This window comes from Streptomyces sp. NPDC002125 (genome assembly GCF_053593715.1).
In genome coordinates, this window is record NZ_JBSFDD010000002.1 from 1 (window position 1) to 19,943 (window position 19,943).

15 protein-coding genes and 1 rRNA gene are annotated in these 19,943 nt (G+C 70.2%); 9 read left to right on the forward strand and 7 right to left on the reverse strand.

Annotated features, from left to right (window positions below; translation table 11 throughout):
- Window positions 1-151: 151 nt before the first annotated feature.
- A 5S ribosomal RNA gene (gene rrf, locus ACWCQM_RS03165) occupies window positions 152-268 on the forward strand.
- Window positions 269-394: 126 nt separating this feature from the next.
- Here the strand turns inward: rrf and ACWCQM_RS03170 are convergent.
- From ACWCQM_RS03170 to ACWCQM_RS03190, 5 genes are read right to left on the reverse strand one after another with little or no spacing between them, the layout of a single operon-like run.
- Window positions 395-1,708, reverse strand: coding sequence for a DUF58 domain-containing protein (locus tag ACWCQM_RS03170; RefSeq protein ID WP_450913642.1), 1,314 nt, complete (start codon window positions 1,706-1,708; stop codon window positions 395-397).
- A gap of 10 nt (window positions 1,709-1,718) precedes the next feature.
- Window positions 1,719-2,738, reverse strand: coding sequence for an AAA family ATPase (locus tag ACWCQM_RS03175; protein ID WP_450913643.1), 1,020 nt, complete (start codon window positions 2,736-2,738; stop codon window positions 1,719-1,721).
- A complete protein-coding gene (locus ACWCQM_RS03180; protein ID WP_450913644.1) occupies window positions 2,735-3,970 on the reverse strand; it encodes a DUF4350 domain-containing protein in 1,236 nt (411 codons plus the stop codon). Before ACWCQM_RS03180 ends, ACWCQM_RS03175 begins: the two co-directional genes overlap by 4 nt.
- Window positions 3,967-4,659, reverse strand: coding sequence for a DUF4129 domain-containing protein (locus ACWCQM_RS03185; protein WP_450913645.1), 693 nt, complete (start codon window positions 4,657-4,659; stop codon window positions 3,967-3,969). The genes ACWCQM_RS03180 and ACWCQM_RS03185 overlap by 4 nt, the downstream gene beginning before the upstream one ends.
- Before the next feature lie 4 nt (window positions 4,660-4,663).
- The gene (locus ACWCQM_RS03190) at window positions 4,664-5,875 is read right to left on the reverse strand and encodes a DUF7544 domain-containing protein (RefSeq protein WP_450913646.1); all 1,212 of its coding nucleotides are present in this window, start codon (window positions 5,873-5,875) and stop codon (window positions 4,664-4,666) included.
- Window positions 5,876-6,015: 140 nt separating this feature from the next.
- Between ACWCQM_RS03190 and mtnA the strand changes: the two genes are divergently transcribed.
- From mtnA to ACWCQM_RS03225, 7 genes are all read left to right on the forward strand, one after another.
- Window positions 6,016-7,161: an S-methyl-5-thioribose-1-phosphate isomerase gene (gene mtnA, locus ACWCQM_RS03195; protein ID WP_450913647.1), complete on the forward strand. Its 1,146-nt coding sequence runs from the start codon at window positions 6,016-6,018 to the stop codon at window positions 7,159-7,161.
- A 4-nt stretch (window positions 7,162-7,165) separates the two neighbouring features.
- Window positions 7,166-7,855: a two-component system response regulator MtrA gene (mtrA, locus tag ACWCQM_RS03200; protein WP_187282414.1), complete on the forward strand. Its 690-nt coding sequence runs from the start codon at window positions 7,166-7,168 to the stop codon at window positions 7,853-7,855.
- A 1-nt stretch (window position 7,856) separates the two neighbouring features.
- Complete coding sequence (gene mtrB / locus ACWCQM_RS03205; protein WP_450913648.1) at window positions 7,857-9,905, forward strand: MtrAB system histidine kinase MtrB; 2,049 nt, start codon at window positions 7,857-7,859, stop codon at window positions 9,903-9,905.
- Complete coding sequence (locus ACWCQM_RS03210; protein ID WP_450913649.1) at window positions 9,895-11,760, forward strand: LpqB family beta-propeller domain-containing protein; 1,866 nt, start codon at window positions 9,895-9,897, stop codon at window positions 11,758-11,760. The genes mtrB and ACWCQM_RS03210 overlap by 11 nt, the downstream gene beginning before the upstream one ends.
- A 218-nt stretch (window positions 11,761-11,978) precedes the next feature.
- On the forward strand, window positions 11,979-12,698 hold the full coding sequence (locus tag ACWCQM_RS03215; RefSeq protein WP_450913650.1) for a ComF family protein: 720 nt from the start codon (window positions 11,979-11,981) through the stop codon (window positions 12,696-12,698).
- A 330-nt stretch (window positions 12,699-13,028) separates the two neighbouring features.
- Window positions 13,029-13,718 carry a ribosome hibernation-promoting factor, HPF/YfiA family gene (gene hpf, locus ACWCQM_RS03220; protein ID WP_267075351.1) on the forward strand — a complete coding sequence of 230 codons (690 nt, stop codon included), beginning with the start codon at window positions 13,029-13,031 and terminating at the stop codon, window positions 13,716-13,718.
- Window positions 13,719-13,915: 197 nt separating this feature from the next.
- A complete protein-coding gene (locus ACWCQM_RS03225) occupies window positions 13,916-14,668 on the forward strand; it encodes a response regulator (protein WP_073746182.1) in 753 nt (250 codons plus the stop codon).
- Window positions 14,669-14,691: 23 nt separating this feature from the next.
- Here the strand turns inward: ACWCQM_RS03225 and ACWCQM_RS03230 are convergent, their stop codons facing one another.
- Complete coding sequence (locus ACWCQM_RS03230) at window positions 14,692-15,867, reverse strand: winged helix-turn-helix domain-containing protein (RefSeq protein WP_450913651.1); 1,176 nt, start codon at window positions 15,865-15,867, stop codon at window positions 14,692-14,694.
- 10 nt (window positions 15,868-15,877) lie between these two features.
- A complete protein-coding gene (locus tag ACWCQM_RS03235; protein ID WP_450913652.1) occupies window positions 15,878-16,468 on the reverse strand; it encodes a GNAT family N-acetyltransferase in 591 nt (196 codons plus the stop codon).
- Between the two features lie 240 nt (window positions 16,469-16,708).
- Between ACWCQM_RS03235 and secA the strand changes: the two genes are divergently transcribed.
- Window positions 16,709-19,531 carry a preprotein translocase subunit SecA gene (gene secA / locus ACWCQM_RS03240; RefSeq protein ID WP_450913653.1) on the forward strand — a complete coding sequence of 941 codons (2,823 nt, stop codon included), beginning with the start codon at window positions 16,709-16,711 and terminating at the stop codon, window positions 19,529-19,531.
- Window positions 19,532-19,943 lie beyond the last annotated feature (412 nt).

The window sequence follows — 19,943 nt, forward strand, 5'->3', positions numbered from 1 at the left end:
GTTGATAGGCCAGATGTGGAAGCCCGGTAACGGGTGGAGCTGACTGGTACTAATAGGCCGAGGGCTTGTCCTCAGTTGCTCGCGTCCACTGTGTTAGTTCTGAAATAACGAACGGCCGTGTTTACACCGGTGTTGGTTAATTTCATAGTGTTTCGGTGGTCATTGCGTTAGGGAAACGCCCGGTTACATTCCGAACCCGGAAGCTAAGCCTTTCAGCGCCGATGGTACTGCAGGGGGGACCCTGTGGGAGAGTAGGACGCCGCCGAACAAATATTACGGACTAGCCCCGTGCCCTTGTGGCACGGGGCTTTTCTGCGTTTCCAGGGATGTATGGAGGCCCCTGACGGGGGCCGGTCGAGCATGCCCTCCTCGGACGACGGGTGTTGGGCGGCGTCTACAGTCGGCCGGCTGCCTTGAGGGCGAGGTAGGCATCAGCCAGCGCGGGGGCCAGGTCGTCCGGGCCGGCATCGACAACCGTGACGCCATGGCGCCGAAGCTGGTCCGCAGTGCGGCGGCGCTGGGCCTGGGTCTGTTCGCCGGCTGCGGCCTCGTAGGTGGCGTCCACTGTTCCCCGTGCACCTGTCATCGCTTCGACCTGCGGGTCTGCGACCGCGGCGACGAGGACCGTGTGTCGCTGGGTGAGCTGAGGGAGGACGGGGAGGAGGCCCTCCTCGATGGGCGCGGCGTCCAGGCTTGTCAGCAGGACGATGAGGGACCGCCGGGGGGCGCTCGCCAGTGCGGCGGTGCTGAGCCCGCGGGCGTTGGTCTCCACGAGCTGCGGTTCCAGCGTGGCAAGGGCACCGACGACCGTAGAAAGGACATCCCCGCCCGCGGCCCTGCCCTGCACCTGGGCCCGGACACGGCGGTCGTAGGCGAGCAGGTTCACGCGGTCGCCCGCACGCGTGGCAAGGGCGGTGAGGAGCAAGGTCGCGTCCATGGCGGCGTCGAGCCGCGGTACGTCGCCCACTCGGCCCGCCGATGTGCGGCCGGTGTCGAGAACGATGAGAATGTGCCGGTCCCGCTCGGGCCGCCAGGTGCGCACGGCGACTGCCGACTGGCGTGCGGTGGCCCGCCAGTCGATGGAACGGGTGTCGTCCCCGGGCACGTAAGGGCGCAGGCTGTCGAACTCGGTGCCTTCCCCACGGGTGAGCACGCTGGTCCGTCCGTCGAGTTCGCGGAGCCTGGCGAGGCGCGAGGGGAGGTGCTTGCGGCTCGTGAAGGGCGGCAGGACCCGGACCGTCCAGGGGACACGGTGATATCCCTGGCGGGCCGCGAGTTTCAGGGGGCCGAAGGACCGGACGGTGACGCGGTCGGCTTGGCGGTCTCCACGCCGTGACGGACGGAGGTACGTGGTGAGTCGTCGTCGCTCGCCGGCAGGCACGGTGAACTGGTGCCGGGAGGAGGTCTGCTCAGTCTCCGACGACCAGCTGCTGGGGGGCCAGGCGTCGCGGAGATGTGCGCGGAGCCGCCGCCGGGAAGGATTGGTCACTGTGAGTTGCACCGTCGCAGTGTCACCGAGTCGAACGGATGTATCACCGGTTCGGGTGAACTGCAGCGTACGTACTGGCGCTGCCAGGGCGTAGTCGCACAGAATTGCCAGTGAGAGCGGCGCGTTGACCGCGAGCATGCCTGTCCAGCTCGGCGCCAGGATGCCTACAGGGAGTGACCCCAAAGCAGCCAGGAGTGCAGTTCTTCCGGTGAGGGCCATGGTCACCGCCTCACCGGGGGACGGGGACGTGAGCCAGGACAGCGGTGATGACGGAGTCGGCGGTGACTCCCTCCATCTCGGCTTCGGGCCTCAGTTGGATGCGATGACGGAGCGTGGGCAGGGCGAGGGCCTTCACATCGTCCGGGATGACGTAGTCCCGGCCGGTAAGCCAGGCCCAGGCGCGCGCGGTGGAGAGCAGTGCGGTGGCTCCTCGGGGGGAAGCGCCGAGGGTGAGTGAGGGGGAATCACGAGTGGCACGGCAGATATCCACGACATAGGCGGCGATCTCGGGAGAGACCGAGGTCTTGGCGACGGCGGCGCGTGCCGCTTCGAGGTCGGCCGTGCCGGCCACGGGCTTAATGCCTGCTGCTTTGAGATCGCGCGGGTTGAACCCGTCCGCGTGGCGGGTGAGCACGTTGATCTCGTCCTCGCGCGTGGGCAGGGGCACGGTCAACTTGAGCAGGAAGCGGTCCAGCTGGGCCTCGGGCAGGGGGTAGGTGCCCTCGTACTCGACCGGGTTCTGGGTTGCTGCGACCAGGAAGGGGTCGGGCAGCGGACGCGGGGAGCCGTCGATGGTGACCTGACGTTCCTCCATGGCTTCCAGGAGGGAGGACTGCGTCTTCGGCGGGGTGCGGTTGATCTCGTCCGCGAGAAGGAGATTGGTGAACACCGGGCCGGGCTGGAAGGAGAACTCTGCGGTGCGGGCGTCGTAGACGAGCGAGCCCGTGACGTCGCTGGGCATCAGGTCGGGGGTGAACTGGACGCGTTTGGTGTCCAGTTCGAGAGAGGCGGCCAGTGCTCGGACGAGCAGTGTCTTCGCGACTCCAGGGACGCCCTCGAGAAGGACATGGCCCCGGCAGAGAAGCGCGACAACTAGTCCTGTGACAGCCGGGTCCTGGCCGACCACGGCCTTCGCGATCTCGGAACGCAGAGCTTCCAGGGATGCGCGGGCACGGTCGTCGTGCACCGGGGCCGCGAGGGTCCCTGAAGTGACTGCGGGCCCGGCGTGCTCCGGGGTCGGGACGCTCATGAAGTGCGTACCTCTCTTTCGAGGGCGTCGAGTTGATCGGTCAGAAGGACTAGCGCGGCGTCGTCGGCCGGAGCCGGGCCGAAGAGAAGGGCACCGAGATCACCGTCCGGCGTGCGGAGACGCGCGGCGACGGCGGGCAGGAGTACCTCGCGGGAATCGGTGTCACGGGGGGAGATACCGACGAGGGGTGAGATGCGGGCGCGAGTGGCGGAGCGCAGCGTCGCGGCTGCGCGGTCGCGGGCGTCGGCCTTGCGGTAGAGACGGGCTCGTCCCTCGGTGGATTCGGAGGCCCGGATGACCACCGGCAGGTGCTCGGTGACAAGGGGGCCGAGACGGCGTGCGCGCCAGATGGCTGCGAGGGCGGCGGCGAGGGCGAGTTGGAGGGTGCCCCAGAGCCAGCCGGAAGGGATGAGACCGATGAAGCCGCTTTCTCCTGAGGCTTCTTCGTCACTGCCGTCGTTTCCGCTGCCGGTACCAGTGCCGCCTTCGTTGGCGGAAGGATCGTCGAGAGAGGGGAGGTACCAGACTAGATGTGGGCGGGATCCGAGGAGCTGCAGGGCCAGCGACGCGTTGCCCTGCTGGTCGAGACGGTCGTTGTAGAAGATGTCGGGGGAGCCGAGCAACACGGTGTCGCCGGCTTCCTGTTCAGGCATGACGAGGAGGGTGGCCGGGCCGCTGTCCGGGTAGCAGGCGGTGGCCCGGCGTGCGTCCGTCGTGTAGCGGATGCCGCCCATGTCAGCGGTTCCCGCGGCGCGGGCGGCGGGGAGGTCGCAGCGCGGTGGGCGTGCGATCACGGGGCCGGACGCATCACTGTGTGCGCCGGGGGCGAGCCGGGGAACGGATGTGCCGCCCGCAGCGATGAGGACGGTACGGCCCAGGGAGCCGGCGGTCGCCATGCGGAGGCGTTGTTGCTGGTAGGGGGTGAGCACGTTGGGGCCGGCCACGAGCAGGGTGGTGTCGGGGCCCGCGGCACCGGCGGCCTCGTCGAGGGTCGTGGCTACGTCGACGGATATGCCGCGCGCCTCGAGGAGTTCGGCCACGGCGCGGCTGCCGTAGGGGTCCGGGGAGCGGGGATCGAGCCGGCCGTGCTGTCCGCCGGAGCGGAGCGCGGCGAGCGCCAGCCCTGCGATGACGAGGATGAGCACGGCGAACAGCAGTCCCCGGGTGCGTTGCCAGATCTGGTGCGGGGTGCGGGACGCCGACGTGGCAGGGACGGCGGTGATGGTGGTCATCCGGCGGCCCCCCGTGCTGGTGCGGCGGTCATCAGAGGCTTGGCGGCTTCGAGGTCCTGGTCGAGTGTGCACAGGCTCAGATACGCGTTCTCGTCGGCGGTCCGGCCGCCGTACGTGACGTCGTCGAAGACCCGGGCGGCAGCTCGCAGCCTGTCGGCGTGTGCGGGCAGCAGCCGGCCTGCTTCGGAGGCTGCCTCGTCGGCGGTCCGGCCGGGCCGCGGGTCGAGCACGGCTCGGTCCTCCAGCGAGCGTACGAGGGCGCGCATCCGCTCCTGGACGGCTTCGGTCCAGCGGTGGGCCTCGGCGTGCGCGGCGGCGGCGTCCCGGTGTCCGGCCGCGCTGAGGGCCGTGCCTCCGAACAGGGTTTCCGCAGAGCGGACGGGGCGCTGCGGTGTGCCGAGCCTCCACCAGAGGGCGGCGCCGAGGCTGATGACCGCCAGGATGATGACGATGAGACCGAGCGGGCCGCCGGGGGCGGCTCCGGCGGCGCCGTCCATGAGGTCGCCGACCCAGTCCCAGAAGCGGTCCAGGCCTCGTTCGAGAAGATTCGGATCGTGCTCGTGGTACATCGGGTCGGACAGTTCGTCCTCCGCCGCTTCGCGGGCGGGGACGCGCGGGATGTCCACGGGTATGTCCTCGCCCGCGCCGATGAGCCGTGCCGCCAAGGTGGTGCCCCCCGCCCCCGTCACCGCATCAGCTCGTGGGGGTGTCGTAGCCGGGTACCCCGGCGGCCCGGGCGAGGTCGAGGTCGAGCGCCTCGCGACGGATGCGCTGGTCGACGTAGAGCAGGGCCATCACTCCCGCGGTGAAGGGGTAGGCGAGGGTCGAGATGATCACTTCGCCGATGCCGGTGACGATGAGGAAGGGCCAGCCGAAGTCGGTCGAGCTGCTGTTGAGGAATTCGGTCAGCCCGTCGCTGTCCACGGTCATGGCGATGATGCCGAACGGGATGGTGATGATCAAGGTGAGGACGATGACCAGCACGTAGGTGAGCGCCAGGATGCCGAAGGTCCTCCACCAGCTGCCCTTGACCAGCTTCGCGGACCGGCGCAGCGAGGTGACGACGGGCTGTCGTTCCAGCATCAGGGCCGGTGCCGCGAGCGTGAAGCGGACCATCAGCCAGATGACCACGACGAAGGCGGCGATGAAGCCGAGGAGGGTCAGTGCGAGGCCGGTGGGGCCGCTGCCCAGCAGCAGCCCGGGGAGAATGCCCACGGCCATGATTCCGACGCTCATCAGGCTGATCAGGAGCGTCAGTCCGAGCAGCGGAAGGATCCGGGGGCGTGCCTCGGACCAGGCTTCGGAGAGGGTCACGCCGCGGCCGAGCACGGAGCGGCTGATCACCACGGTGAGGACCGAGGTGGTGATGAGCGTGGCGATCATCGCGACGAGTGTGCTGGGGGCGCTCGTGATCAGCTGCGACTGCGCCGAGTCGGTGGCCTGACGGAGGGCCTCGGCACCGACGGCGTTCGGGTCGATCGACTCGGGCTGGGGCAGCAGATAGCGCTGCACCAGGATGATCACGATCTCGGCGATCACGGAGACGGTGAGGCTGACTCCGAGGACCGTGCGCCAGTGGGTGCGCATGGTGGACACCGCGCCGTCGAGGATCTCACCGACCCCCAGCGGGCGGAGTGGGATCACGCCGGGCTTCGCTGCCAGGGGGGCGCCGCCCCATCCGGGTCCTTGCTGTGGTGCTCCTCCCCAGCCCGGCGCTGGCGGCGGCGCGCCCGGGCCCTGGCCGGGGGCGCTCGGAGGGGACCACTGCCCTGGTGGGGGCTGTGCAGGAGACCACTGACCGGAGGGGCCGCTTCCGTCAACGGGCGAGGAGGGGCGGGGGATGCCCGTCTCCTGGCCGTCGGAGGGGGCGGATCCGGGCGAAGCCCAGCCCGGAGAGTCGTTCATCGTCGCTCCTTCACAGTCCTGCCCGCTCATCGGGGCGGCAGGTTGCCAGCCATCGTGCCACGCGCCGGTCCGGTGCGGGCCAGGCCTCGTATCTCCTTCTTGCCTTCGTGTGCGGGCGGTTCAGCGGGCAGACTGGGCGGATGGCTGATCAGGAAGCGCAAACAACGGCGGGCATCGAGCCCCCGGCTCTCTCCGTGCTCCGCTGGGACGAGCCTCCGGAAGGCCCTGCGGTGGTGCTTCTCGACCAGACGCGGCTGCCCTCGGAGGAGGTGGAGCTCGTGTGCGCCGATGTGCCCGCGCTGGTGCGGGCGATCCGGTCGCTGGCAGTCCGGGGTGCGCCGCTGCTGGGCATCGCCGGGGGGTACGGGGTGGCGCTGGCGGCTGCCCGGGGCGAGGACCCGACCGTGGCCGCGAGGCTGCTGGAGGGGGCGCGGCCCACCGCGGTGAATCTCGGGTACGGGGCGCGGCGGGTCGAGCGGGTGCACCGGTCCGCCGTCGAGAGCGGGGCCGCTCCGGGGGCTGCCGCCGCCGCGGCGCTGGCCGAGGCGCGCGCTCTGCACCGGGAGGACGCGGCGGCCAGCGGGCGGATGGCGCAGTACGGCCTGGCGCTGCTGGCGGAGCTCCTGCCGGGGTCCGGGCATCGGCTTCTCACCCACTGCAACACCGGGGCGCTCGTGTCGGGTGGTGCGGGCACGGCCTTCGCGGTGGCTCTGGAGGCGCACAGGAAGGGGAGGCTGCGGCAGCTGTGGGTGGACGAGACACGCCCTCTGCTCCAGGGTGCGCGGCTGACGGCGTACGAGGCGGCGAGGAACGGGATGCCGTACAGCTTGCTCACGGACAGCGCGGCGGGTTCGCTGTTTGCGGCTGGGGAGGTGGATGCCGTACTCATCGGGGCGGACCGCATTGCCGCGGACGGCTCGGTGGCCAACAAGGTGGGGAGCTATCCGTTGGCGGTGCTCGCGAAGTACCACCATGTTCCGTTCATCGTCGTGGCTCCGACGACCACGGTCGATCCCGAAACGGTGGACGGTACATCGATCGTGATCGAGCAGCGCTCCGCGGCCGAGGTGACGGAGGTCACATCGGTGCTCGGTGTGGCAGCCGGTGGCGAAGGGGGTGGGACGGCCGTCGCACCCCCGGGAACCAAGGCGTACAACCCCGCATTCGACATCACGCCGCCCGAACTGGTCACGGCGATCGTCACGGAGGAGGGCGTCATTTCCCCGGTCACGGGGGTCGGACTGGCAGAGCTGTGTGCCAGGTCATCGCAGGTAACGATTAGCTAATGGGATGATGTCGTTTATGAAGGGACGCGTCCTTGTCGTCGACGACGACACCGCACTGGCCGAGATGCTCGGCATCGTGCTGCGGGGAGAAGGTTTCGAGCCGTCGTTCGTAGCGGACGGCGACAAGGCACTGGCCGCATTTCGTGAGGCCAAGCCGGACCTGGTGCTGCTGGACCTCATGCTGCCCGGTAGGGACGGCATCGAGGTCTGCCGGCTGATCAGGGCCGAGTCGGGTGTGCCGATCGTCATGCTCACTGCCAAGAGCGACACGGTGGATGTGGTGGTGGGCCTGGAATCCGGGGCCGACGACTACATCGTCAAGCCGTTCAAACCGAAGGAGTTGGTCGCCCGGATCAGGGCGCGTTTGCGGAGGTCCGAGGAGCCCGCGCCGGAGCAGCTGACGATCGGTGACCTGGTCATCGATGTCGCCGGCCACTCGGTGAAGCGGGAGGGGCAGTCCATCGCCCTCACCCCGCTGGAGTTCGACCTGCTGGTCGCCCTCGCCCGCAAGCCGTGGCAGGTCTTCACCCGTGAGGTGCTGCTCGAGCAGGTGTGGGGTTATCGCCACGCCGCCGACACCCGTCTGGTGAACGTGCATGTCCAGCGGCTCCGCTCGAAGGTCGAGAAGGACCCCGAGCGGCCGGAGATCGTCGTGACCGTCCGCGGTGTCGGCTACAAGGCCGGACCGAGCTGACATGACCCTGGGCAGCGCTGCTCCGCCTCCCGGGGGTCCCGGGGCCCGTACGGAGCGGGCTGCCGGGCCGGTGCGGAGTACTCCCCGTTTCGGCCGGGTCCTGCGGGGCGGCCGGTTGTTCCGCGACCGGGCGCCCGGCGGCCCCGTGCCCCGGCTGCTGATGCGCTGGATCCGCGGGCCGCTCCTGCCCGCCGTCCGGCTCTGGCGGCGAAATCTGCAGCTCCGCGTCGTCGCGGGCACGCTGCTGATGTCGATCGCCGTGGTGCTGCTCCTGGGCTTCGTCGTGATCGGGCAGGTCCGCAACGGCCTGCTCGAAGCGAAGGGCAACGCCGCCCAGACCCAGGCTGCCGGAGGCTTCGCCGCCGCCCAGACGAACGCGAACGCGCCCCTGGTGCCGGGAGACCAGAGCGAGGAGGGCGCCGACGGCATGACGGCCAACACCTCCTGGCGTACCGAGCTCGTCGACCAGCTCGCCAGCGGTGGCACCAACGCGTTCAACGTGGTGGCGCTCAGCGTGGACTCCGCCGACAGCGGTGTCACCAGCCGTGCCCCCCGGGGTTCCGGCAGCGTGGAGGCATCCAGTGTCCCGCAGAGGCTGCGGGACGACGTGGGCAAGGGACAGGGGGCGTACCAGACGTACTCGCTGATCCGGTACTCGTACGGAAAGGACCCGGAGCCCGGTCTCGTCGTGGGCAAGAGGCTCTACGACGTCGACCACAATCCGTACGAGCTGTACTACCTCTTCCCGCTCACGCAGGAGGAGAAGTCCCTGACGCTTGTCACGACGACGCTGGCCACGGCCGGTCTGTTCGTGGTCGTGCTGCTCGGGGCCATCGCCTGGTTCGTGGTGCGGCAGGTCGTCACACCCGTACGGATGGCGGCGGGGATCGCCGAGCGGCTCTCCGCGGGCCGGCTCCAGGAGCGGATGAAGGTCACGGGCGAGGACGACATCGCGCGCCTCGGTGAGGCCTTCAACAAGATGGCGCAGAACCTCCAGCTGAAGATCCAGCAGCTGGAGGAGCTCTCCCGCATGCAGCGGCGCTTCGTCTCCGACGTCAGCCATGAGCTGAGGACCCCGCTGACGACGGTGCGGATGGCCGCCGACGTCATCCACGAGGCGCGTGTCGACTTCGACCCGGTGACCGCCCGTTCGGCGGAGCTGCTGGGGGACCAGCTCGACCGTTTCGAGTCGCTCCTGTCCGACCTTCTGGAGATCAGCAGGTTCGACGCCGGAGCCGCGGCCCTCGAAGCCGAACCGATAGATCTGCGGACGGTCGTCCGGCGCGTGATCGGCGGAGCCGAGCCGCTGGCGGAGCGGAAGGGCACCCGGATCCGGGTGGTCGGTGACGAGCAGCCCGTCGTCGCGGAAGCCGATGCCCGCCGTGTCGAGCGTGTCCTGCGCAACCTCGTCGTCAACGCCGTCGAGCACGGCGAGGGCCGGGACGTCGTCGTGCGGATGGGCGTCGCGCAGGGCGCCGTGGCCGTGGCGGTCCGGGACTACGGCGTGGGACTCAAGCCCGGCGAGGCGACCCGGGTCTTCAACCGCTTCTGGCGTGCGGACCCGGCACGCGCCCGCACGACGGGCGGTACCGGCCTCGGGCTGTCGATCGCCGTCGAGGACGCCCGGCTGCACGGAGGGTGGCTCCAGGCATGGGGCGAGCCCGGTGGCGGTTCGCAGTTCCGGCTGACCCTGCCGCGTACGGCGGACGAGCCCCTGCGCGGCTCGCCGATACCGCTGGAGCCCGAGGACTCACGGCGTAACCGGGAGGAGCGCGAGCGTGCGGAGGCGGTGCCGGCAGCGGCCGATCACCGGTTGATGTCCGTGCCGAGCCAGGCCGGTTCCGCGGCCCGGTCGCAGCTGCCCGCGCCGGTGCACGGCGCGGTGGCGTCGCGTACGCAGGCGTCGGTCGATCCGGCCGCACTGCCGGGCAACGGGGCGCGTGTGGTGTCGCGTCCGGCCGGGGAACGGCCGGGAGCGGGCGGCGACCCGGAGACGCAGTACCCAGAGACGCAGGACCCGGAGCGGGGGGACACGGCACGTGGACACTGACCGTCGTCGGGGCGGCCACGGCCGGGCGGTGCGGCTGACCGCGCTGCTCGGCTGCGGCGTCGTGGTGCTCGCCGGATGCGGAGCGATGCCGGTCACCGGTGATGTGAAGGCGGTCGACGCCTCGCAGCCGGGTGACTCCCAGGTGCAGGTCTACGCCGTGCCGCCCAGGGAGGGTGCGTCGCCCCTCGAGGTCGTCGACGGCTTCCTGGAGTCGATGACGAGCGACGACCCCGATTTCCGTACGACGCGGAAGTATCTGACCGCGGAAGCGGCGCGTACCTGGCAGCCGAGCGAGGGCACCACGGTGCTGGCGAAGGCCCCCAACCGCAACGGGCCGACCATCCACGACAAGGCGCGCAAGACCACCGAGACCACGTACACCCTGACCGGCGACCAGGTGGCGTCGGTCGACGCGCAGAGTTCGTACCGGCCGCTGGCCCCGTCTGAGTACGCCCAGACGTTGCACCTGGTCCGGGAGAAGGGGGCGGACGGCAAGCAGGAGTGGCGCATCGACATCGTGCCGGACGGCCTGGTGCTCGGGCAGTCCGACTTCAAGCGTCTCTACCGTTCCGTGAACAAGTACTACTTCGCGGCGGGGCGTACGGACGAGAAGCCGGCGCTCGTCGCCGACCCCGTCTACGTGCGCAACCGTACGGACCCCGTGACGCGGATGGACACGGCCACGCAGACGGTGCGGACGCTGCTCGCGGGGCCGTCGAACTGGCTGCGTCCGGTGGTCGACTCGCGCTTTCCCGCCGGCACGGCGCTGAGGAAGGGGGTCACCTCGCTGGCACCCGACGACCAGAACGTCCTGAAGGTGCCGCTGAACAAGAAGGCCGACAAGGCCGGGCAGGGTGCCTGCCGGATGATGGCCGCCCAGGTGCTCTTCACCCTGAGGGACCTGACGTCCGCCCGGGTGGGACAGGTCGAGCTGCAGGGTGCGAGCGGTCCGCTGTGCTCCCTCGGGGCCGACGAGGCCGAGGACTTCTCCTCGGACCACGGGTCCGACGCTCCCGACAGCCAGTACTTCGTCGACGACAAGGGCCATGTGCAGCGCATCCCCGGCAGCAGCAAGGGCAGCGGTGACCCGGAGCCGGTGACCGGACCGCTCGGCGACGGGGCGGTGGCCCTGAGCGCCGTCGGTGTGGCCCGGGACGAGCAGCTGGCCGCCGGGGTCTCCGAGAACCAGCAGAACCTCTACGTGTCCTCCCTCGTCGTGGAGAGCGAGCCGGCGGCTCCGGTGGTGACGAGCAAGGCCAGGAAGCCCGGGGACCGGCTGTCGGCGCCCAGCTGGGACGGCAACGGCGATCTGTGGGTCGCCGACCGCGATCCGGCGGATCCCCGGCTGCTGCGCCTGGCCGACGGCGCGGGCGAACCGCAGGAGGTCGCGGTGCCCGGCCTGAACGGCGGGCGGATCGAGGCGCTGAGGATGTCGGCCGACGGCGTCCGGATCGCCCTGCGGGTGTCGAAGGGCGGGCACACGACGCTGCACATCGGCCGGGTCGAGCGCCACGGTTCGGGTGAGTCGGAGCAGGTCTCCGTGGAGGACCTGCGCCGGGCGGCACCCCAGCTGGCGGACGTGTCGGCGGTTTCCTGGTCCGGTCGCAGCCGTCTCGTGGTGGTCGGCAAGGAGGAGGGCGGTGTACAGCAGGTGCGTTATGTGCAGGCCGACGGCTCCACCTCGTCCTCCGGGGTCCTGCCGGGTGTGAACCAGGTGACCGCGGTCGCGGCGGCGGACGACGAGCAGCTGCCGCTGATGGCGGACACCGAGAGCGACGGAATCGTCAAGCTGTCGCCGGGCGACAACTGGCAGACGGTCCTCAAGGACGGATCCTCGCTGGTCTACCCGGGCTGAGGCGGGCAGGCGCGTCGGCCGGGTCCCGGCCGGGCTCGCTGCCGGGCTGTTGCCGCCGGGCGGGTCCCGGCCGGGCGGCGGCACCGGGCTGTCGCCCTCCGCTGTCCGGTGCTCTTGCAGGGCGTCCTCATCGGCCCTGTCGTGCGGCCGATTCCGGTTGTCCACAGGGGTTTTCCACAGGGGTGGCAGGGCCTCCGCTGCCCGGGCACAGTGGGATGGTGCGGGGATGGCGACGCGAGTTCGTGGGCCTGGTCCTGCCCGTGGCCTGCGGTGGCTGCGGCAGGCCACGGGCGCTGCTGTGCGAGGAGTGCGCGGAGGATCTGGCGAGGGCACCGCGCAGGGTGAGACCGGCGCCCGAGCCGGCGGGTCTCCCCGTGGTCCACGCGGCCGCGCCGTACGAGAACGCGGTACGCGCCGTGCTGCTGGCCCACAAGGAGCGAGGGGCACTCGGCCTTGCCGGGGCGCTCGGAAGGGCGCTGGCGGGCGCCGTGCGGGCCGGAGCGGGGCAAGTGGGTGGCGCTGACCCCCTGCTGCTGGTGCCCGTGCCCTCGGCGAGACGCGCGACGGCCGCGCGCGGGCATGATCCCGCCCGCAGGATCGCGGTCGCGGCGACGGCAGAGCTGAGGCGCGGGGGGACGAGGGCCCGGGTGCTCCCGGTGCTGCGGCAGCGGCGCGCGGTGGCCGACCAGGCGGGGCTGGGCGCGCGCGAGCGGCAGGCGAATCTGGCGGGCGCGCTGGTGGTGGCGGAAGGCGGCCGGAGACTGCTCGGCGGCGGTCGGGTGGTGCTGGTGGACGACCTGTTGACGACGGGGTCCTCGCTGGCCGAGGCGGCACGCGCGGTCCGCGCGGCGGGGCCGGCCGCGGACACGGCGGCGGCAGGGCTTCGAGCTGCGGTGGTAGCGGCTTCTCCGTCTGCTTTCGAATTAAACCGGAACTGACAGATTACTTCCATCGTTGCAGGTGGTGAGTGGGTAATGGGCCCTGATCGGAGGTACGCGTGAGTAGCGGGTGCCGACACGGCGGTGGGCAGGCTATGTTCGGTTGTGAGGCACGGTGAATGCCGCACCTCGACGAATGCACCACCAGGTTTCGGGCAGGTAACTCACCGGTACGCCAGAAGCATGGAAATCGGTGGGGGTGGATTCCCTGCCGACGGGGGAGGAGGAGGTGAACGTCACCGAGTCCGATGCTCCGGCGATCACCGGAGTCTGGTGCAAAAGGGAGATGCTCCGCCGCCGAAGCGGAGCGATCCGGGAACGGAGTTCTGCGTGGACATCGTCGTCAAGGGCCGCAAGACCGAGGTGCCCGAGCGGTTCCGCAAGCACGTGGCCGAGAAGCTGAAGCTGGACAAGATCCAGAAGTTCGACGGCAAGGTGATCAGCCTCGACGTCGAGGTGTCCAAGGAGCCGAATCCCCGTCAGGCCGACCGTGCGGCAAGGGTGGAGATCACGCTCCGCTCGCGTGGGCCGGTCATCCGGGCGGAAGCGGCGGCAGGCGACCCGTACGCAGCGCTGGACCTGGCCACGGACAAGCTGGACGCACGGCTGCGCAAGGAGCACGACAAGCGTTACAGCCGGCGCGGCAACGGCCGGATCTCCGCGTCCGAAGTGGCGGAGGTCGTACCCGGCGCCGCCTCGTTCAACGGGGACGGTGAGCTGATCCCCGAGGAGCCGGCGTCGTCCGTGCCCACCACCAGGATGGGTTCGCTCGAGGTCCAGGGCGAAGGCCCTCTCGTGGTGCGCGAGAAGACGCACGTCGCAGCACCGATGACGCTCGACCAGGCGCTCTACGAGATGGAGCTGGTCGGACACGACTTCTACCTGTTCGTCGACTCCGAGACCAAGGAGCCCAGTGTCGTCTACCGGCGACATGCCTATGACTACGGTGTCATCCACCTGAGGACCGATCCGCTTGCCTCCGACGGGGCGGGCGGCGCGGGCGGTGCGCTCGGCGGCTGACACGCCACCATCCACAGCTGGTACACGGTGCCCCTGGAAGCGTCTGCGCGCCCCCGGGGGCACCGCGCGCGACCACGCGGGGCACCGCTTCGGCGGCCGGGCATGAAAGCATGGCGTCCCAGGCCAATCGGTGCTCTGCGCACTGGCGTTGGCGGACAGCTTGTGACCTCGGGCAGTGGCCTTCAGGGGGAGGAACGATGGCGGACACCTTCGGGCCCGTGCGCGGGGCGAAAGATGCCGACAGCGCTGCCGGTGCGGAAGCCGTGGCGGACGACGGGAGTTCCCGCAAGGAACCCATCAGGGTGCTGGTCGTCGACGACCACGCGCTTTTCCGCAGGGGGCTGGAGATCGTCCTCGCGCAGGAGGAGGACATCCAGGTCGTCGGGGAGGCGGGGGACGGCGCCGAGGCGGTCGACAAGGCCGCGGACCTGCTGCCCGACATCGTGCTGATGGATGTGCGGATGCCCAAGCGCGGCGGGATCGAGGCCTGCACCTCCATCAAGGAGGTGGCGCCCAGCGCGAAAATCATCATGCTGACGATCAGCGACGAGGAGGCCGACCTCTACGAGGCGATCAAGGCGGGCGCCACCGGTTATCTCCTCAAGGAGATCTCCACCGACGAGGTGGCCACGGCCATTCGCGCGGTGGCCGACGGGCAGTCCCAGATCAGCCCGTCGATGGCGTCCAAACTGCTCACCGAGTTCAAGTCGATGATCCAGCGCACCGACGAGCGCCGGCTCGTGCCCGCGCCGCGTCTGACCGAGCGGGAGCTGGAAGTCCTCAAACTCGTGGCCACGGGCATGAACAACCGCGATATCGCCAAGGAATTGTTCATTTCCGAGAACACCGTGAAGAACCACGTCCGCAATATCCTGGAGAAGCTCCAGCTCCACTCCCGCATGGAAGCGGTGGTCTATGCCATGCGGGAGAAGATCCTCGAGATCAGATAGCGCGGTAGCCGCAGGCCGAGGGCTCAGCCGAGGGTGCGCGCGATCTCCGCGAGGAGCGGCTCGCGGAGCTCCGGTGCGTCGACACGCTCCAGCCGCACATCCGTGCAGCCGACCCAGGACGCCGCTTCGACGAGCGCCTCGGCCATCGGCGCCACGGACTTCACGCCGTCCAGCGACACCTGGCGTGCGACGAGCGTCGTCCCCTCTCTGGCCGGGTCGACCCGGCCGCGCAGCCGTCCGCCCGCCAGCAGGGGCATCGCGAAGTAGCCGTGGATCCGCTTGGGCCGCGGGACGTACGCCTCCAGGCGGTGGGTGAAGCCGAAGATCCGCTCCGTACGCGCCCGTTCCCAGATGAGGGAGTCGAAGGGCGACAGCAGCGTCGTGCGGTGCCGGCCGCGGGGCTCGGTGGCCAGCGCCTCCGGGTGCGCCCAGGCGGGCTTCGCCCAGCCCCGTACCGTCACCGGGACGAGCCCGGAGTCCGCCACGACGGCGTCGAACTGTTCGCCCTTGAGCCGGTGGTAGTCGGCGATGTCCGTGCGGGTGCCGACCCCCAGTGAACGCCCGGCCAGGGCCACCAGGCGCCGCGCGCATTCGGCGTCGTCGAGGTCGTCGTGGAGCAGGGCGTCCGGGATGGCCCGCTCGGCCAGGTCGTAGACCCGCTTCCAGCCGCGCCGCTCGGTGCACACCACCTCGCCGTACATCAGGGCGCGTTCGACAGCGACCTTGGACGCGGACCAGTCCCACCACTCCCCGCCGTTCTTCGCGCCGCCGAGCTCGGTCGCCGTCAGCGGGCCCTCGGCGCGCAGCTGCTTGATCACCGTCTCGTACGCCCCGTCGGGCAGGTCGTGGTGCCAGTGCGGCCGGGAGCGGTAGGAGCGGCGGCGGAACGCGAAGTGCGGCCACTCCTCGACCGGCAGGATGCACGCGGCGTGCGACCAGTACTCGAACGAGCGGCCGCCCGACCAGTACGCCTCCTCGACCGTACGGCGGCCGAGCGCGCCGAGGCGGGCGTAGGGCACGAGCTCGTGGGACCGGGCGAGGACGGAGATCGTGTCGAGCTGGACGGCCCCGAGGTGGCGCAGCACTCCAGGGACCCCGCCCCGGCGGTCGGGGGCGCCCAGGAGGCCCTGGGCGCGCAGGGCGATCCGGCGTGCCTGGTCGGCGGAGAGTTCCAGAACGGGCTGCGGCACAGACGTCATGCGTCGAACCCTAGAGCGCGCCACTGACATCGCGGGCCGGCAGATGGGGAAGCGTCCCGGGCAGCCCCATGTCGGCCGGGAGCAGTGCACCGGTCCAGGTGTCGCGGCGTACGCCCTTGTTGAGCAGGGCCGCCCGTTGCTCGCCCTCCATGCGGAAGCCCGCACGCAGGGCGACCGCCCGTGACGGGGTGTTGCCGATCTCCGCCCGCCACTCCACCCGGTCCGCGCCCAGGGCGGTGAAGGCCCAGCGTGCCGCGCCGATCACCGCTTCCGTCGTGAAGCCGGAGCCCCGGTGCTCCCTGGCCGTCCAGAATCCGATCTCGTACGTTCCCGGGTGGTCGCGGCGGGTGAGCCCGAGCGCGCCGACGAGGGGACCGCCGTCGCGCGGCAGCACCGCGAAGTTGTACATCGAGTCGTCCTGCCAGCCCGCGGGCGACAGCTTCCGTGTCCAGAGCTCCGCGTCGGCACGGGTGTACGGGGAGGGGACGACCGTCCAGCGCTGGATCGCCGGATCCTGGCATTCCGCGAACACCGCTTCCGCGTCGCCGGGCTCGAAGGGCCGGAGGAGCAGGCGCTCGGTGGTGACGGCAGTGGGTTCCATGGAGGGATTCTGGTGAGGACGGAGGCGGGATGCGAGCTCTTTTCGGGCTGCCCGGCACCTTCCGTCCCCTCTGTCCGTTGTCCTGGGAGGGTGCGGCGGGGACAACGCGGCAGCAGCCCTCCCGGCGTGGTGGGGTCCTCGCTTACGATGGCCGTTGCGGTGGGGCCTACCTGCCGTGCCCGCGCCAGAGTCCATCACACGACCCAGTGCCAGGCCCGACCGGCAAGGAGACCAGCCTCAGTGTCCGTCTTCAACAAGCTCATGCGTGCAGGCGAAGGCAAGATCCTGCGCAAACTGCACCGCATCGCGGACCAGGTCAGCTCCATCGAAGAGGACTTCGTCAACCTCTCCGACGCCGAGCTGCGGGCGCTCACCGACGAGTACAAGGAACGGTACGCGGACGGCGAGAGCCTGGACGACCTGCTTCCCGAAGCATTCGCGACCGTCCGTGAGGCCGCGAAGCGCGTCCTCGGACAGCGCCACTACGACGTACAGATGATGGGCGGCGCCGCCCTGCACCTCGGCTATGTGGCCGAGATGAAGACCGGTGAGGGCAAGACCCTCGTCGGCACCCTGCCCGCGTATCTCAACGCGCTCTCCGGCAAGGGCGTGCACCTGATCACGGTCAACGACTACCTGGCCGAGCGCGACTCCGAGATGATGGGCCGGGTGCACAAGTTCCTCGGCCTCGAGGTCGGCTGCATCATCGCGAACATGACTCCGGCCCAGCGCCGTGAGCAGTACGCCTGCGACATCACGTACGGCACGAACAACGAGTTCGGCTTCGACTACCTCCGCGACAACATGGCGTGGTCCAAGGACGAGCTCGTCCAGCGCGGCCACAACTTCGCCATCGTCGACGAGGTCGACTCGATCCTCGTCGACGAGGCCCGTACGCCGCTGATCATCTCCGGCCCGGCCGACCAGGCCACCAAGTGGTACGGCGACTTCGCCAAGCTGGTCACGCGTCTCACCAGGGGTGAGGCGGGCAACCCGCTGAAGGGCATCGAGGAGACCGGCGACTACGAGGTCGACGAGAAGAAGCGGACCGTGGCCATCCACGAGCCCGGCGTCTCCAAGGTCGAGGACTGGCTCGGGATCGACAACCTCTACGAGTCGGTGAACACCCCGCTCGTGGGTTACCTCAACAACGCGATCAAGGCCAAGGAACTCTTCAAGAAGGACAAGGACTACGTCGTCATCGACGGCGAAGTCATGATCGTCGACGAGCACACCGGCCGTATCCTCGCCGGCCGCCGCTACAACGAGGGCATGCACCAGGCCATCGAGGCGAAGGAAGGGGTGGACATCAAGGACGAGAACCAGACCCTCGCCACGATCACCCTCCAGAACTTCTTCCGCCTGTACGACAAGCTCTCGGGCATGACCGGTACGGCGATGACCGAGGCGGCCGAGTTCCACCAGATCTACAAGCTGGGCGTCGTGCCGATCCCGACGAACCGGCCGATGGTCCGTGCCGACCAGTCCGACCTGATCTACCGCACCGAGGTCGCGAAGTTCGCCGCGGTCGTCGACGACATCGCGGAGAAGCACGAGAAGGGGCAGCCGATCCTGGTCGGCACGACCTCCGTCGAGAAGTCCGAGTACCTCTCGCAGCAGCTCTCCAAGCGCGGTGTCCAGCACGAGGTCCTCAACGCCAAGCAGCACGACCGTGAGGCGACGATCGTCGCCCAGGCCGGCCGCAAGGGCGCGGTCACGGTCGCCACGAACATGGCCGGCCGAGGCACCGACATCAAGCTCGGCGGCAACCCGGACGACCTCGCCGAGGCGGAGCTGCGCCAGCGCGGTCTCGACCCGGTGGACCACGTCGAGCAGTGGGCCGCCGCGCTGCCCGCCGCGCTGGAGAAGGCCGAGCAGGCCGTGAAGGCCGAGTTCGAGGAGGTCAAGGAGCTCGGCGGCCTGTACGTGCTGGGCACCGAGCGGCACGAGTCGCGGCGTATCGACAACCAGCTGCGCGGTCGTTCCGGCCGTCAGGGCGACCCGGGCGAGTCCCGGTTCTACCTCTCGCTGGGTGACGACCTGATGCGGCTGTTCAAGGCGCAGATGGTCGAGCGTGTGATGTCGATGGCCAACGTGCCCGACGACGTCCCGATCGAGAACAAGATGGTGACCCGGGCGATCGCCTCCGCGCAGTCGCAGGTGGAGCAGCAGAACTTCGAGACGCGTAAGAACGTCCTGAAGTACGACGAGGTGCTCAACCGGCAGCGTGAGGTCATCTACGGCGAGCGTCGGCGCGTCCTGGAGGGCGAGGACCTGCAGGACCAGATCCGTCACTTCATGGACGACACGATCGACGACTACATCCGCCAGGAGACGGCGGAGGGCTTCGCCGAGGAGTGGGACCTGGACCGGCTGTGGGGCGCCTTCAAGCAGCTCTACCCGGTGAAGGTCACCGTCGAGGAGCTTGAGGAGGCCGCGGGCGACCTGGCCGGGGTGACCGCCGACTTCATCGCCGAGTCGGTGAAGGACGACATCCACGAGCAGTACGCGGAGCGTGAGAAGACGCTCGGCTCGGACATCATGCGTGAGCTGGAGCGGCGCGTGGTGCTGTCCGTCCTGGACCGCAAGTGGCGCGAGCACCTCTACGAGATGGACTACCTCCAGGAGGGCATCGGCCTGCGGGCCATGGCGCAGAAGGACCCGCTAGTCGAGTACCAGCGCGAGGGCTTCGACATGTTCAACGCCATGATGGAGGGCATCAAGGAGGAGTCCGTCGGCTATCTGTTCAACCTGGAGGTCCAGGTCGAGCAGCAGGTCGAGGAGGTCCCGGTGCAGGACACGGCGGACCGTACCTCGCTGGAGAAGCAGGGTGCTCCGGTGGCGGCCGCGGCCGGGCGTCCGGAGATCCGGGCCAAGGGCCTGGACGCGCCGCAGCGTCCGGACCGGCTGCACTTCTCCGCTCCCACGGTGGACGGCGAGGGCGGGGTCGTCGAGGGCGACTTCTCCAACGGCGACGCCGCCCGGTCCGAGAGTGACGGGCTGACGCGTGCGGAGCGCCGCAAGGCGCAGAAGAGCACGGGCGGACGGCGCCGCAAGAAGTAGCGCGCGGCTCGTCCGATGACGACGGCCCGGCCCGGACACCACTCGGTGTCCGGGCCGGGCCGTTTCCACGGCCTTTGCCGGGCGTCTCCTGGCTTCTCCCGGCTCAGGGTGGGTGACCGGACAGCTCGGGGCGGAAGGGGCGTCAGCGGCCCGCTGGAGCCGTTCTGCGGCGTTGGCGGGGTTGTGCCCTGGGTCGAAGGGCGGGCTCGGTCCGTGACCGAGGACTGGGCGGCGGATCGGTCCGCCGTCCGGCCGACCCCGGCCCCGGGTTGGGATCGGTCCGCCGTCCGGCCCCGGGTTGGGATCGGTCCGCCGTCCGGCTGCCGGGTGGGCCGGGTCCGCCTCGGCGGCCGAGGACTCGGGTTGCCGCCGGCCGCGGGGTGGGCCGGGTCTTCGTCCTTCGCGGCCTGGG

Excerpts from the sequence above, each read along its gene's own strand:
- ACWCQM_RS03225 (WP_073746182.1), top strand. The coding sequence starts at position 13,916 with ATGGCGGACACCTTCGGGCCCGTGCGCGGGGCGAAAGATGCCGACAGC.
- ACWCQM_RS03170 (WP_450913642.1), bottom strand. The coding sequence starts at position 1,708 with ATGGCCCTCACCGGAAGAACTGCACTCCTGGCTGCTTTGGGGTCACTC.
- ACWCQM_RS03190 (WP_450913646.1), bottom strand. The coding sequence starts at position 5,875 with ATGAACGACTCTCCGGGCTGGGCTTCGCCCGGATCCGCCCCCTCCGAC.
- ACWCQM_RS03175 (WP_450913643.1), bottom strand. The coding sequence starts at position 2,738 with ATGAGCGTCCCGACCCCGGAGCACGCCGGGCCCGCAGTCACTTCAGGG.
- ACWCQM_RS03235 (WP_450913652.1), bottom strand. The coding sequence starts at position 16,468 with ATGGAACCCACTGCCGTCACCACCGAGCGCCTGCTCCTCCGGCCCTTC.
- mtrB (WP_450913648.1), top strand. The coding sequence starts at position 7,857 with ATGACCCTGGGCAGCGCTGCTCCGCCTCCCGGGGGTCCCGGGGCCCGT.
- mtrA (WP_187282414.1), top strand. The coding sequence starts at position 7,166 with ATGATGTCGTTTATGAAGGGACGCGTCCTTGTCGTCGACGACGACACC.
- ACWCQM_RS03180 (WP_450913644.1), bottom strand. The coding sequence starts at position 3,970 with ATGACCACCATCACCGCCGTCCCTGCCACGTCGGCGTCCCGCACCCCG.
- mtnA (WP_450913647.1), top strand. The coding sequence starts at position 6,016 with ATGGCTGATCAGGAAGCGCAAACAACGGCGGGCATCGAGCCCCCGGCT.
- ACWCQM_RS03230 (WP_450913651.1), bottom strand. The coding sequence starts at position 15,867 with ATGACGTCTGTGCCGCAGCCCGTTCTGGAACTCTCCGCCGACCAGGCA.